Annotated in this window: 17 protein-coding genes; 9 read left to right on the top strand and 8 right to left on the bottom strand. The window is 65.0% G+C overall.

Going from position 1 to position 12,832, the window contains the following annotated elements; all coding sequences use genetic code 11:
* Positions 1–15: 15 nt before the first annotated feature.
* Positions 16–198: a hypothetical protein gene (locus tag IP86_RS10115; protein WP_054162394.1), complete on the bottom strand. Its 183-nt coding sequence runs from the start codon at positions 196–198 to the stop codon at positions 16–18.
* Between the two features lie 171 nt (positions 199–369).
* Between IP86_RS10115 and IP86_RS10110 the strand changes: the two genes are divergently transcribed.
* From IP86_RS10110 to IP86_RS29055, 4 genes are all read left to right on the top strand, one after another.
* On the top strand, positions 370–768 hold the full coding sequence (locus IP86_RS10110; protein WP_082363923.1) for a response regulator: 399 nt from the start codon (positions 370–372) through the stop codon (positions 766–768).
* Between the two features lie 201 nt (positions 769–969).
* Positions 970–1,113, top strand: a complete 144-nt coding sequence (locus IP86_RS29060) for a hypothetical protein (RefSeq protein WP_197279744.1) — start codon at positions 970–972, stop codon at positions 1,111–1,113.
* A gap of 503 nt (positions 1,114–1,616) precedes the next feature.
* The gene (locus IP86_RS28020) at positions 1,617–1,976 is read left to right on the top strand and encodes a hypothetical protein (protein WP_082363921.1); all 360 of its coding nucleotides are present in this window, start codon (positions 1,617–1,619) and stop codon (positions 1,974–1,976) included.
* A 236-nt stretch (positions 1,977–2,212) separates the two neighbouring features.
* On the top strand, positions 2,213–2,350 hold the full coding sequence (locus IP86_RS29055) for a hypothetical protein (RefSeq protein WP_197279750.1): 138 nt from the start codon (positions 2,213–2,215) through the stop codon (positions 2,348–2,350).
* A gap of 182 nt (positions 2,351–2,532) precedes the next feature.
* Here IP86_RS29055 and IP86_RS10100 read toward each other — a convergent pair whose 3' ends face one another.
* The gene (locus tag IP86_RS10100; RefSeq protein ID WP_054162392.1) at positions 2,533–3,219 is read right to left on the bottom strand and encodes a Crp/Fnr family transcriptional regulator; all 687 of its coding nucleotides are present in this window, start codon (positions 3,217–3,219) and stop codon (positions 2,533–2,535) included.
* Between the two features lie 159 nt (positions 3,220–3,378).
* Complete coding sequence (locus IP86_RS10095) at positions 3,379–3,660, bottom strand: hypothetical protein (protein WP_054162391.1); 282 nt, start codon at positions 3,658–3,660, stop codon at positions 3,379–3,381.
* Between the two features lie 317 nt (positions 3,661–3,977).
* Between IP86_RS10095 and IP86_RS10090 the strand changes: the two genes are divergently transcribed.
* On the top strand, positions 3,978–4,442 hold the full coding sequence (locus IP86_RS10090; RefSeq protein ID WP_054162390.1) for a PaaI family thioesterase: 465 nt from the start codon (positions 3,978–3,980) through the stop codon (positions 4,440–4,442).
* A 282-nt stretch (positions 4,443–4,724) separates the two neighbouring features.
* A complete protein-coding gene (locus IP86_RS10085; protein WP_054162389.1) occupies positions 4,725–4,964 on the top strand; it encodes a PilZ domain-containing protein in 240 nt (79 codons plus the stop codon).
* Positions 4,965–4,996: 32 nt separating this feature from the next.
* Here the strand turns inward: IP86_RS10085 and IP86_RS10080 are convergent, their stop codons facing one another.
* Positions 4,997–6,472 (bottom strand): caspase family protein, encoded by a 1,476-nt coding sequence (locus IP86_RS10080; protein WP_054162388.1) that lies wholly within the window; start codon positions 6,470–6,472, stop codon positions 4,997–4,999.
* Positions 6,473–6,703: 231 nt separating this feature from the next.
* On the opposite strand from IP86_RS10080, the gene IP86_RS10075 reads away from it, so the two are divergent.
* Positions 6,704–7,873: a GNAT family N-acetyltransferase gene (locus tag IP86_RS10075; RefSeq protein ID WP_082363919.1), complete on the top strand. Its 1,170-nt coding sequence runs from the start codon at positions 6,704–6,706 to the stop codon at positions 7,871–7,873.
* Here the strand turns inward: IP86_RS10075 and IP86_RS10070 are convergent, their stop codons facing one another.
* Together IP86_RS10070 and IP86_RS10065 are read right to left on the bottom strand one after the other, a co-directional pair.
* Positions 7,874–8,539: a DsbA family oxidoreductase gene (locus IP86_RS10070; RefSeq protein WP_054162387.1), complete on the bottom strand. Its 666-nt coding sequence runs from the start codon at positions 8,537–8,539 to the stop codon at positions 7,874–7,876.
* Between the two features lie 72 nt (positions 8,540–8,611).
* The gene (locus tag IP86_RS10065) at positions 8,612–9,433 is read right to left on the bottom strand and encodes a helix-turn-helix transcriptional regulator (RefSeq protein WP_054162386.1); all 822 of its coding nucleotides are present in this window, start codon (positions 9,431–9,433) and stop codon (positions 8,612–8,614) included.
* Positions 9,434–9,547: 114 nt separating this feature from the next.
* Here IP86_RS10065 and IP86_RS10060 point away from each other — a divergent pair, with 114 nt between their 5' ends.
* Complete coding sequence (locus IP86_RS10060; RefSeq protein WP_054162385.1) at positions 9,548–9,946, top strand: hypothetical protein; 399 nt, start codon at positions 9,548–9,550, stop codon at positions 9,944–9,946.
* Between the two features lie 233 nt (positions 9,947–10,179).
* Here IP86_RS10060 and IP86_RS10055 read toward each other — a convergent pair whose 3' ends face one another.
* Complete coding sequence (locus IP86_RS10055) at positions 10,180–10,866, bottom strand: SET domain-containing protein (protein ID WP_054162459.1); 687 nt, start codon at positions 10,864–10,866, stop codon at positions 10,180–10,182.
* A gap of 453 nt (positions 10,867–11,319) precedes the next feature.
* On the opposite strand from IP86_RS10055, the gene IP86_RS10050 reads away from it, so the two are divergent.
* Positions 11,320–11,892 (top strand): inner membrane-spanning protein YciB, encoded by a 573-nt coding sequence (locus IP86_RS10050; RefSeq protein ID WP_054162384.1) that lies wholly within the window; start codon positions 11,320–11,322, stop codon positions 11,890–11,892.
* A gap of 12 nt (positions 11,893–11,904) precedes the next feature.
* On the opposite strand, the gene IP86_RS10045 is transcribed toward IP86_RS10050, so the two are convergent.
* Positions 11,905–12,612, bottom strand: a complete 708-nt coding sequence (locus IP86_RS10045; protein ID WP_054162383.1) for an Ig-like domain-containing protein — start codon at positions 12,610–12,612, stop codon at positions 11,905–11,907.
* Positions 12,613–12,832: the final 220 nt, after the last annotated feature.

Here is a 12,832-nt window from a genome sequence, read left to right as displayed (position 1 = left end):
GGCGCTGCGAGCTCGCTAGCGCAGACTTTGGATGCCCCACATCACCAGCAGCATCGCCGGAATACACGGCACCGCCCATTTCGCCCAGGCGATCAGCCCTTCTGCGACACCGGCGCGAAAGGCCGCGATCAGCCGATAGGTCACGATGATCCAAGGCAGAATGATCCCGACCAGGATGGCGTCCACGTACCACGTCATAGCGACAACTCCGCGCTTTTCTCGGGCCCTGCTTAGCGCGTCGGCGCGAGCGGACCATCCCCGCCTTAGGAATCACAACCGGCGCGGACGCCCCTTGCGCAGCCGCAAAATGGAACTTTCACAGCCCATGCGACTTGTTGTTTTGGTAGACGCCTGTGGCAGGGGTTCGTCTTGGAAAATTCGATCGTGATCCTGGTCGTCGAAGACGAACCTATGATCCAGAGCGTCGTACAAGAAGCCCTCGAAGAAGGTGGTTTCGAAGTCGAAGTGGCCTCTTCGGGCGAGCAAGCCCAGAAGCTGCTCGCGGAGCCGCAGCGATTCCGCGCTGTGCTGACCGACATCAATCTCGGCCGCGACCGCATGGACGGATGGGACGTCGGCCGGATCGCCCGCGAGACCGATCCGAGCTTTCCGGTGGTCTACATGACGGGCGACAGCGCTGCCGAATGGGCGTCTCGCGGCGTCCCCAACAGCCTGCTGATCACCAAGCCGTTCGCGCCTTCGCAGGTGGTGGCGGCGATCGCGCAGCTGCTGAACAATGCCGCCCCAGGCGCAACGCCCGGCGCTTGAGAACGGCGACCGATCCACTCGGTGAACCTCAATATGTAAGGCTTCTCCTTACAACGTCCGTTGATTCACGTGCACTTCGTTATGAGGCTCTCGGATCGACAGCCATTCTCAGACGCTGTATTTTTCCACCATTCGGTTTCATCGCAGTCGTTTCATGCCGGCGGCGGCGTGAGTCAGTGCCTGAAACGAACGGGGACATCATTGGACAAGTTTGTTCGCGAGGAAAATCTCAAACTGTATCGCCGGCTGCTGTCGGAAACCCACGACGAGGAGCGGCGGCGGGTGCTGATGCAGTTGATCGCCAACCTGAGTGAGCGCGACCGTACCAACCGCAGCGGGGCTTAGCCGGCGGCGAGCACGTTGCGCGTCGAGGCGTAGTCGCAACGCTGACGCGCAGCTCGCAACGCTGGAGTCGGCCGGCCCTTGCGCCGGGTACCACTATTGCTCGTATCCCTCTGCAGACATGGCGGTATTTGATTCTACGCAATGCGGCCCCGAGCTCGCTCGATAGCTTACGCGCCGTCAATGCCGAGCTTTCTAGAGGTGGGGAGTTCCGACGCTGACGGGAGCCCCGAACATGGCCTCGTTCGGGGCTCTTTGATTCCGGGCGACAGGCGCGCTGAAGGTAGCGCCACCGAGATGACGAGGGCGTGGTCCCAAGGTCGTGCTTCCCGCCTCGCCCATACTCTTGCGCCATCGCAACGTTTGCGTCCCGGTTGCGACCTACGATCCCGAGCGCCGGAGCGTTGCTTCGCCCGAGGCGACCTGTGCGGGCGCCGTCGGACAGCGGATGTTGTGCGCCCCGCTCTCGCGGGGGCGCGGGCCAATCGTCAGAGGGGAGTGGACATATGCGTCTCGGGACTTTGATCGTGCTGATGGCCGCGGCCGTCGCGATGGGGGGATGCGACCTGGGTCAGGGGTCCCCGGGCCCGCGCGGCGAGCAGGGTCCCGAAGGCCCGGCCGGACCTCCCGGCCCGCCCGGCAAGGACGGCGTCTCGGCCTCCAGCATCCGCACCGTGACGTCGACGAGTTGCGTCTCCAACGGCTGCCCGACCAGTTGCGACAGCGGAGAAACGCTGGTGTCGGCGCTGTGCGTCGGCAGTTCCTCGGCCCGCTTCAGCGACACCATCACGGTCGAGCGCGGAGTGCTGACGGCTCGTTGCGGTCCGACCTCCAGCAGCATCGTCGTCAGCTGCGCCCGGCAATAGGGCCCTCGATCTGGCGATGCCGCCGCAACGTGCAGGCGGCATCGCACTGCATTCAGCTACCGTGCGTATGTACCAGATTAAGAAGACCATGGAATTCGCGAGAGTTCTTGGGTAGAATATTACTACTGTTGATCTAGATCAAAAGGCGAAGGGGTCGGGCCGGCAATGGTCCAGAAAATTCCCGGAGAGCTCCGGCCCTGATGCCTCATGTGATTTACAAATGCCCGCGAACTGCCATGAAGGTTCAGGCCTGGGTTGCTGAGGAAATCACCCCTCCGACAGCGACCACGTTCGAACTGATCCGCTGTCCGGCTTGCACCCAAGTCCACTTCGTCAATCGCGTCGACGGCAAGCTGCTGGGCGACAAGAGCTGAGGCTCGCCGTGCTGTCCTCGCGCCCGGGGAAATTGCGGACGCGGCCGGCAGGCGCTGACCTCTCCGCTCGTGCGATCTCGTTCGAGCCTCTTGGCACGCCTGTTCGGTTTGAGCGCGGCCATGCTCCGCGCCACCGGCGCTAATTCCGGATCACAGCCCCGGCCGGCGACAATGCGACGGCGCTAGTCGGAGCGGCGGACGTCGCCCTCCGGCACCCGCGCCTTGTCCGGCAAAACGGTACTACGCAGCGACGGATAGACTTCGATGTGGCCGTTGTAGTTGATGAAGCCGAGCTTGCGGAATTTGTTCATGAAGTGACTGACGCGCGACCGCGTCGTCCCGATCATCTCGGCCAGCGTCTCCTGACTGATATCGACCGGCAGCGACTTCGCGGTATCACCTTCGCCGAAATCAGCGAGCAGAAGTAACAGCCGCGCCAAGCGCTTCTCGCTGGAATTGAACAGCTGATCGATCAGATCCTCTTCCACCCGGCAGTTGCGCTTGAGCAGGTGCGTCATGAAGAACTCGCACATGCCGGGTTCGCGCTGCATGGTGGTAATCAGCATCGGACCGGTCAGCGTGGTGACGATGCAGTCCTCGAGCGCGACGGCGGTCGATAACCGTCGCCGTCCGATCAGCGCGCTCTCGCCGAAGAACTGTCCGGCGTCGAGGATCGCGACGACGCCTTCCTTGCCCTGCTCCGACATCACCACGAGCTTGATGCGACCTTGCTGCAAGTAAAGCACGCTGTCGGCTTTGTCGCCTTGCGCAAAGATGCTCTGGTGCTTGCGGAATTGCTGGATTGTTCGGCCCGGTCCCGCGCTGCTCAGAAACGCCGTTGGATCGAACGCCACATCGAGAGAATTCACGTGTTATCCTGCAATCGCGAAACACGACCTCCGCCCACAAGGCGTCGATAGTCGCGCGGCGAAACATTCGCCGCGACGGTCCATCAACATCAATTTCCAAGAAAAATCTGTGCCGTTTTGACCACGCTATTCGAAGCTGGCCGCAGTTACCCGCTGAAATTAGTTCGTGGCCTGTCCGGACTTCTTCGACTTCGTAGTCGCAGTCTTCGGAGTCGTTTCACTGCTACGCACATCGCCCCAAGGATCGTTCGGGGCCTTCGCGTCCGGAATCTTGCGTAGCGAGTCGCGATAAGCTTTTTCGCGGATCGCATCCTGGGCCTTTTCCTCAGGCGATTTGTGCTGGATTTCGGGAACAAGATTGACGTGCGGCGCCTCTTGGGCAATCGCCGCCACCGGCCCCATCAAACAAACCAACACCGCTGCGCCAAGCAGTACCTTCATGTCACTTCCCCTTGTTACGGCAGGCTGACGCCGCCGTCACAGGCGATCGGACCTGCAAGACTTTGGCGACTGCATCCAATCCTCCCAGATCGGACCGCAGCGGGTACAACCATTGAGAAGAATCGCCGCGGCGACGACACCGAACACGAGTATCGAACGCTTGCCCATACGCCACCCTACCAAACCGGCCGAACCTTAAGGGATCGACCGTGGCGTTTTCAAGCCGCACAGAATCGGCTCCGATGCGGCAAATCACACGCGATCCGTGCGATCGACACGGCCGGCAACGTCCGGAAACGCGAACAGGGAGAGACGACATGGCGGAAAACTCGCAGGCGGTTGAATTCGACCTCGACCAGGCGCGGCGCACGCTCGGCGAAGTGTTTGCGCCGTGGGTGCTCGATCTCGGGCTGTCGGTCGAGGCGATCGAAACCGACCCGCCGCCCGGCGCTGCGGCGGATTGGCAGCCAGGCGCGACGCTGCGGATGGGGTTTTCCGAGAAACTGTGCCGCAGCGGCGGCATCGTCTGCGGCCAGGCGTTGATGGCCCTCGCCGACACCGCGATGGTGTTCGCGATCCTTGCGGCCAACCGCGGCTTCCGGCCGATGACTACGGTCGATCAAACCACCCATTTCCTCAAAGCCGTGGCGTCCAGCGACGTGCTCGCCGAGGCCCGCGTGGTCCGGCTCGGCCGCACCATGAGTTTCGGCCGCGTGACGCTGCTCAGCGCCACCGACCGCAAGCCGGTGGCAATGGTCGCGAGCGCGTTCGCGATGCTGTGACGCCGACTACTTCGCGAGAGTCGTCTCTGCCGCCGTGACGACGCCGACGTCCGGGTTTGCACCGCAATAAGCGCGCATTCCGCCTCACCCTTTGATCTCCGAATGGAACTCAATTTCACGATGCGGACAGGCTGCTGCGATTGAAAATCGATCGCAACGACGATTGCGGAGTTGGTAAACATCAGCTGAATAGGCGCCGCTTTTCGCCCGCAATCGCATCAAACTTTTCCTAAGTTCCCTGTGGGAAACTGGTCTGGCTCACAGGGGCCATGGAAGACAACGATGATCGAGCGACGAGGATCGCCCCGCCAGCGGGTCTACAAACGCGGCACGATTGCCTTCAACGGCGGCGGCTTCGACTGCACGGTGCGCAACCTGTCAGACGGCGGCGCGCGGATCGACGTCGAGGGGCCGGTGCGCTTGCCCGAGCACTTCATGCTCGTGATCGAGAGCGACCGGGTGATGCATCGCTGCCGGCCGATCTGGAGTAGCGCCCAGCGCGTCGGTGTCGCCTTCGAGTAATCGATCGGCTGGTCGTCTCAGCGGACGCCCGATTAGTAACGGCTGCCCCGCCCGCCGATATTTCCTCCGATCGGCCCGCGCGGCCCGATGCCGCCGCCGCGATAGCCGCCGCCGATCGAGATCGTCGGGCCGCGCGGCGCATCGTAGTAATCGGGCGGACGCCGCACGACCACCACGTCGTCGACATCGTCCTCGTAGTACACCCGCCCGCGCGACGGTTTGGATGCCGCCCGCTTCGGCGTCTCCTCGCGCTCGGCACGCTTCGGCTTCTCGGATTTTTTCTCGGCTTTCTTCTCGATCGCCGGCGGCGTGCCGCAGGGACAGGTCGCGCCGGAGGCCGGCGTCAGCGCCGCGACGGGCGTCGGACTAAGCGACGTCGCCACGGGAACGGCGACCGCGACCTCCGGCTTGTTGCGCAGCCGCAGCTCCAGCTTTCTGGCGGTGACGGTCAGATCGCTGTCGGGATACTGATCGAGAAACGCCTTGTAGGCGGACGCCGTATTGGCCAGCACGGCCTTGTTCCACGCCAGCATCCGCTTGTGCCGATCCAGCCAGCGCTTCGCCTGGGTGCCGAGCGGCGGTTCGGCGAACAGCGAGACGAACGCCTCATAGGCGTCGACCGAGCCGTCCGCGACGATCAGTTCGTTGGCTTCCTCGACCTTCTTGCCTTTCAGCAGGCTGCGCCATTCCTCGACCGTGCGCTTCTTCTCGGGCTGCGCAGCGGGCTGCGCGGCAGCCTCTATCGCTCCGAAGAAGCGAAAATCGTCGACCAGTGACGAGGAGTCCCACGGCGTCTGCCGGCCCTCGGTGGCCTTGTTGACCGCCAGCCGCACGCGCTTGAAGGTGTCCTCGATCTGCAGCCCGCTTTCCCGCCCGGCTTTCAGCAGCGCCGTCGTGTAGGGGCTGTTGGCACCACCGCCGTCCTCGGCTTCGGCACCGGGCGACGTCGAGAACGATACGAAAGTGCCGGGCGAGCCGGTCTTGGTATCGACCAGTGCCAGCCCCTGGCCGGTGGTCTTGCGGATCTCGGGGAACGGATTGTTGCGGCAGGCATCCAGCATGATGATGCGGCTTCGGGTAGGCACCGAGGTCAGCGTGTTGAGCACGTCGTCTAGTCGCACCGCCTGCAGCGGAATATCGGTTTCGCGCTTGGGGTCGATATCGACCGGGATCAGATAGTTCTCGCCGTCGACCTGGATGCCGTGGCCGGCGTAAAACACCAGCGCCACGGTGTCCGGCCCCTTGGCGGCGATCTTGGCGGCGAAGTCGCCGACCAACTGGCGCAGCTCGGTCTGGGTCAGGTCGTTGGCGGCGGTCACCTCGAAGCCCGCTTCACCGAGCAGCTTCTCGACCGCTTTCGCATCGTTGGCGGGATTGGGCAGCGCCGGCACCGCCCGATAGGCCGATTGCCCGACCACCAGCGCAACGCGGCTCTCGGCCCATGCGGCCTCCGCGCCCAGCATCAGCGCCGCAGCCAAAGCCGCGTTCCACAGCATCGCCCTCACCATCGGCTCTCCTTCCGCTCGACGTCCCGCTGCTTGGTCTGCCGGGTCATCCAAGCGGTTCACGCCCGTGGCAATTGGACGCCACGCCCCAAGCAGTGCGCGGCGCCGCCAACAACCAGCGCGGGTAAGACTGGGTTAACATTATCGGGCAAATCAGAACCGCCGCTTACGCGATCGAACACTGTGTCCGGTACCTTCCGCGCGACACGGCGGCTCCGCCAAAGCCGTCAGAACATGCAGGAAGCCGACGTGGTGGATATTTCACAGGGAACGCCGGTACCACGCAGCGCGTCGCACAACGCGGTGCCCCATCTCCTGCCGTCGATCACCGCACTCGATGCGCAGGCCTGGCGCGACCTTGCCGGCCGTGTGGTGGAGCCCAACGGCTACTACCTGCCGGAATGGACGCTGGCGGCGAATGGCGACGACCGCGGCCGCAGCGTCACGCACGCGCTGATGGCATACGATTCGAGTGGCCAGCTCACCGGCCTGCTGCCGGTGCTGTCCTGCTGGCATGCCTTCCGGCTGCCGCTGCCGGTGCTGGTCTCCGCCGATCCGTTCCGTTCGCTGGATACGCCGCTGCTCGACCGCGAGGATGGGCTGCAAGCCGCCACGTCATTGCTGGCGCAGGCGCGCGCAACCGGCGCCCGGGCGCTGCTGCTGCGCGACGTCGCGCGCGACGGCGAGGCGATGCAGATGCTGTCCCGCGCTGCGCAGGCCGAAGGGCTGAAGCCGGTGCTGCTACGCGGCTGGTCGCGCGCGTGCCTCGACGCGACCCGCGACAGCGAGGAGCTGCTGCGCGATGCGCTCGGCGGCAAGCGGCTCAAGGAGTATCGCCGGCTGATGCGCCGGCTCGGCGATCATGGCGAGGTGCGCTTCAGCCTGGCGCAGACGCCGGAGGATGTCGCCCGGGCCTACGATGTGTTTCTGGCGCTGGAGGCCAGCGGCTGGAAGGGCCGCCGCGGCACCGCGCTGCTGCACCGGCCGGAGCTGGCGGCGCGGCTGCGCGAGGCGGCCGTCGCCCTCGCCGCACGCGGCGCCTGCGAGATCGTACAGCTCCGAGCGGGCGACGAGGCGATCGCCGCCGGCATCGTGCTGCGGCATGGCGACCGCGCTTACTTCTTCAAACTCGGCATCGCCGAACAACACGCGCGCTTATCGCCCGGCGTGCTGCTGACGCTGGAGCTGACGCGGCATCTGTGCGCCGACCCGGCGATCAAGCTGGTCGACTCCACCGCCGCGCCCGATCACCCGATGATCGACCCGATCTGGCGCGGCCGATTTGCGGTCGGCGACGTGCTGATCCCACTCCGTCCGCGCGATCCGCTGTTCGGGCCGATCACGCTGGCGCTGCGCGGCCGCGAAGCGCTGCGCCAGCGGGCGAAGCAGCTGTTGAAGCGTTGATTATTCCGCCGCCTGCGCGTTGATCTCTGCCGAAATGTGACGGATCGCCTTGGCGAGCTGCGCCGGATCCTGCGCGCCCGACACCGCGTATTTCTGCGCGAACACGAAGGTCGGTACGCCGGAGATGCCCTTTTCGGCCGCCTCGTTGGCCTGACCGGCGATCAGGTCGACATCGACATCGGTGGCCAGCTTGGCGCGCACGTCATCGGCATCGAGTCCGATCTCGGCCGCGGCCTTTACCAGTACATTGATATCGGTGAGATCACCCCCGTCGCGGAAGTACAATTCCATCAGCCGCTGCTTCATCGCCGGGCCTTGGCCAATGGCGTCGGCCCAGTGGATCAGGCGGTGGCAGTCGATCGTGTTGGGCTGCCGCTTCACGAGATCTGGATGATACTCCAGCCCCTCCTGCGCGGCGGCATCGACGACACGGCTGGCGAGCTCTTTATAGCGCTCCGGCGAGCCGAATTTCTGTGTCAGATACTCATCGCGCTCGATGCCTTCGCGCGGCACCGACGGGTTCAGGAAGAACGGCCGGAAGGTGAGGTCGACCGGCACGTCGGGCGCGAGCGCCAGTGCCTGCTCGATCCGCTTCTTGCCGATATAGCACCACGGGCAAACCACGTCGGAGACGACATCGATCTTCAGCGGCTTCAGCGCGCTCATCGGCGCCTCCTTGTGTTGTTCCCTGCCCGAGCCTCCCATACAGATGGGCGTGCGGCAAGCAGCCGCAAGGCACTACAGGGCTGCAGCGATGCGGCGCAGCCTGGCCGTGGTGGCATCGTCCGCGGGGAAAAACGTCTCGATCGCGATCTCGGACAGCGTGACGTCGACCGGCGTGCCGAACACCATGGTGGTCGAGATGAAGCTGAGCGTGTCGTCGCCCAGCCGCAGCCGGAACGGCACCGCCACCGCGTCGGGCGCGATCGGCGCCGTGCGCGCCGGCACCGGATAGGTTTTCAGCTCCTGATACAGTTCGAGCAGCTTGGGATCGGCCGTCGCCTCGCATTGCCGGTGCAGCCGCTCCAGCAGATGCGCACACCATTCGCCGAGATTGGCGGTGCGCGCCGCAAGGCCGTCCGGGTGGAACGACAGCCGCAGCACGTTGAGCGGCGGCGCCAGCAGCCACGGCGCGACGCCGTCGAGCATCGGCGTCACCATGCGGTTGGCGGCAACCACGTTCCAGTGCCGGTCGACCGCCAGCGCCGGATTGGGCTCGTGCGCTTTCAGAACCTGATCGACCGCGACGCGCGCGGCGGCGAGCGCCGGATCGTCCAGCGTCCGCTGCGGAAACGCCGGTGCGAAGCCCGCGGCGACCAGCAGCACGTTGCGTTCGCGCAGCGGCACGTCGAGCCGCTCGGCGAGCCGCATCACCATGTCGCGTGACGGCGCTGCGCGGCCGGTCTCGAGGAAGGACAGGTGCCGTGCGGAAATCTCCGCGTCGAGCGCGAGATCGAGTTGGCTGAGCCGGCGGCGCTGCCGCCATTGCCGCAAGTAATCACCGATGCGGACCGGCTGCGCGCCGGCCGAAGCCTGAGCCGAGGAAATCGTCGTGTTCATGGCCGAAAAGCTAGCACGCAGCCTGAACCGCTTCCATGACCTGCGAGGTAATCGATTTCGGCAGCGGGCCCGTGCACCGTCCGGTCATCGCCCATCGAACCGAAGGAGACCACCATGATCCATCCGTCCTTGCTGCTCCGCCGTGCGCTCCAGGCCGACGCGCTGGTCAGCGGCGCCATGGCGCTGCTGCTCGTCACCGGCGCGAGCGCGCTGGCGCCACTGCTGGCGCTGCCGCAGGCGCTGCTGCTGGAAACCGGCCTGTTCCTGATCGCCTACGCGGCCTTCGTCGGCTGGCTCGGCAGCCGCGGCGCGCTGCAGCGCTCGCTGGTGCTGCTGGTGATCATCGGCAACGCTCTGTGGACGCTCGCCAGTGTTGCCCTGCTGCTCAGCGGCGCGGTCGCTCCGAATGCGCTCGGGATCGCGTTCGTGGCCATCCAGGCGATTACGGTCGGCGTGTTCGCGGAGTTACAGTACGTCGGGCTGCGGCGGAGCGAGGCGGCGGTGATGGCGTAACCATCATTGCGAGCCAAACGGCTCCGTCATTGCGAGCGAAGCGAAGCAATCCATGCGTCAATTACCACGCTGGATTGCTTCGTCGCTTCGCTCCTCGCAATGACGGGGAGAGACTTGACCCGGCCATCCGATTTTTTTGACGTCGCAACTGCGTAAGGCGTGGATGCCCAGGACGATCCCGGGCATGACGGAGGATTTTTTGGCTGAGAGGTCTCGAGCGTGGACCGGCCGAACTACGCGGCGTTCTTGCCGGTCTTGGTCTTGCCGGTCTTGGATTTCGCCTTGGCCGCTTTTGTCTTCGCCTTCGAGACTTTGCCCCCGGCCTTTGCCGACTTGGCAGTCTTGGACTTTGTCGCGGCCTTGGCAGCGCTCACCTTGCTTGCCTTCGTCTTGGCGGCCTTCGGAGCGGCCTTAACGTTGGACTTGGCTTTGTCCTTGGTCTTTGCCTTGTCGGCCTTCCCGCCAGCCTTCTGCTTGGCCTTGTCAGCGCGGGCCTCCGCGGCCTTCTTCTGGCGCTTCTTCTCGCAGGCGTCGCATTTGCAGCCGATCGGCTTCAGATATTCTTTGAAGTACTCGGTGCCGTAGTCGTAGTTGATCTCCTCGCCCGGCTCGATGTTCTTGATCGCCCGGATGATGATCTTGCGCTTCTTGACGCTGACGTCCGACTCCGCGTTCGGCTTGCAGGAGTGGTTGATGTAGCGCGCGACGTTCTTGCGCACCGAGCCGTCCACGGTCCAGCGCTTGCTGATCTGGAACAGATACTTGTTCTCGACTGCGTCGTCCTTCTTCTTGTTGCAGTCGAGCATCGGCCCGAAATAGCGGATGATCTTGCTGCCCTTCTTGATCGGCTGGGTGGCGAACAGGCCGAGGCCCGTCTTGGAGCGGCCGATGCGATAGGGCTTATTCGACAGATTCGGCATGGTGTTCGGCACTGGCAAAAAGGGATGTAAGCGGGCCTTCTAGATCGTTTCTGCCCCGATGGGCAGAGGTTTCCTGCCCCAAGGACCAGCCTTCCCCAGCTTGGCGCCGTCAGCGGGAGAATTCTGGCCGAAGCCGGTGCCGGGAATGTCGGCGGGCTTCTCCCCCCGCGAAGCTCGCCAAAGCCGTTCCGCGCGCCGCCCGGCGGGACAGACGAAACAGATGGAAACGATTTTGCGCGGCGCCGGTCCGAGAATCGCTCTAGCCTCACCCCGGCAGCCACCGGCCGCCCCGGCAGCGCCGCAATGCCCATGGAACTTCCGCCGGACGGAAGGCGTTGCGCACCTTCCCCGCGCTCGCGCGCGGTTTACTTCACCCAGCGCAGCGCGCAGTATTTCGCCGTGGTCACGGGCATAACGCAGCCGGTGGCGCGGCTAGGGCCGAGAGGAAATCCGATGAAGGCCGTGTTCTCCAAGCTCGGCAACGACTTCTTCTCCACCATCATCTTCGTGGTGCTGTATTTTTCGACCGGCAACGTCGCCCTCGCCACCGTGGTGGCGGTGATCGGCGCCGTCGGCCAGTTCGCCTACGCGCGCATCAAGGGCTTTCGGCTCGATGTCATGGCTTATGCCAGCCTGGCGATGGTGATCGTGCTCGGCGGCGCGACGCTGCTGACCAACGACCCGCGGTTCGTTCTGATCAAGCCCAGCATCGGCCACATCGCGGTCGGCGCCATCATGCTGCGGCGGGATTGGATGCTGCGCTACGTGCCACCCGTGGTGGCGACGACGATCCCGGACTACGTACGAGTGTCGGGATATTTCTGGGCCATCTTGATGATTGCGCTCGGTGCCGGCGTGATCGCCGCGGCGATGACCGGCGATATCAAGACCTGGACCTTCTACGTGATGGTCATTGCCCCCGCCGTCAAAGTGGCGGCGGTCGCCACGCAGTATCTCGTGTTTCGGCTGGCGATCCGCAGCCGGCGCCGCGGCGAGGCGGCTGCGGCCGTCTCGATGGCCGAATAGGCCAAGCTTCGCTCATAGCTGGGGCGTGATGAATGCGACGGGCGACGTCACCCGCTGCTCGATCCGCGTCGCCGCCGCCGCATAGCGCCCGTCCCCCTCATAGGCGGCGACGATGCTGCGGTAGCCAGGCGGCAGCGCCGAGGTTGTGAAGGCCGCGGCGCCGGCGTGATCGAGCCGCACATGCGCGGCGATCACCTCGTCGCCATCGCGAAACGTCACGCTCCCGGTCGGCACCCCGGCGGGGCCGTTCACTGTCACCGCGAGCGTCACGACATCGCCCGGCGCAATCAGGTCGTTCGACGAGGACAAGACCAGTTGCGGTTGCATCAGGATGTCGATCGGAACTTCGACCGAATGGCTCGGCAACACGATCAGCGGCAGATGCACGGCGCTGCCGCTGTAATCCGCTCGGAGGACGTGCCTCCCCGGAGCCAGCCCCTCGATGGTGATCTGCGGCTGCGCGACGCTGCTCCAGCCCAGCACCCGCAGCGTGCCCATGTCGAGGAAGGTGATGCGGCCTTCAGGCACACCGCTGCCGAAAGCCGTGCCGATCTCCGCGCGCAAACTCACGCGCCCCGGAACGGCCGGGTCCGCCGTCGCCGTCAGGACAGTCGTGGTCTGCTCGGTGAGCACTTCGTATTGAGCGAGCGCCGCGCCCGGTAGCGCAACCAGGGCCAGCACGGCAGCCCCGATCAGGGCTCGCCAGAATGACATCCGCATGTCGAGTCTCCACCATTTGCGGTGAACCTCGGGGCGTCCTCCGAGCAACATCCTATCACCTGATCGACCCTGCACCACTGGTATCTGTATCCGTAGAAGCGCGGAGGGTTCAGAGCGGCGGCGGATCATGCTGCGCCATCCTGCCCTACTGGCGGGATCGCGGTTCTGAATTATCCTGAAAGCGGGTTGGTATTTTTCTGAAGGCGCGCGTTATCTTCGG

Origin of the sequence: Rhodopseudomonas sp. AAP120 (genome assembly GCF_001295845.1) — a bacterium.
Classification (GTDB): Bacteria; Pseudomonadota; Alphaproteobacteria; order Rhizobiales; family Xanthobacteraceae; genus Rhodopseudomonas.
Note: the sequence above shows the minus strand (reverse complement) of the source record. Positions and strands in the feature narration are given on the sequence as shown.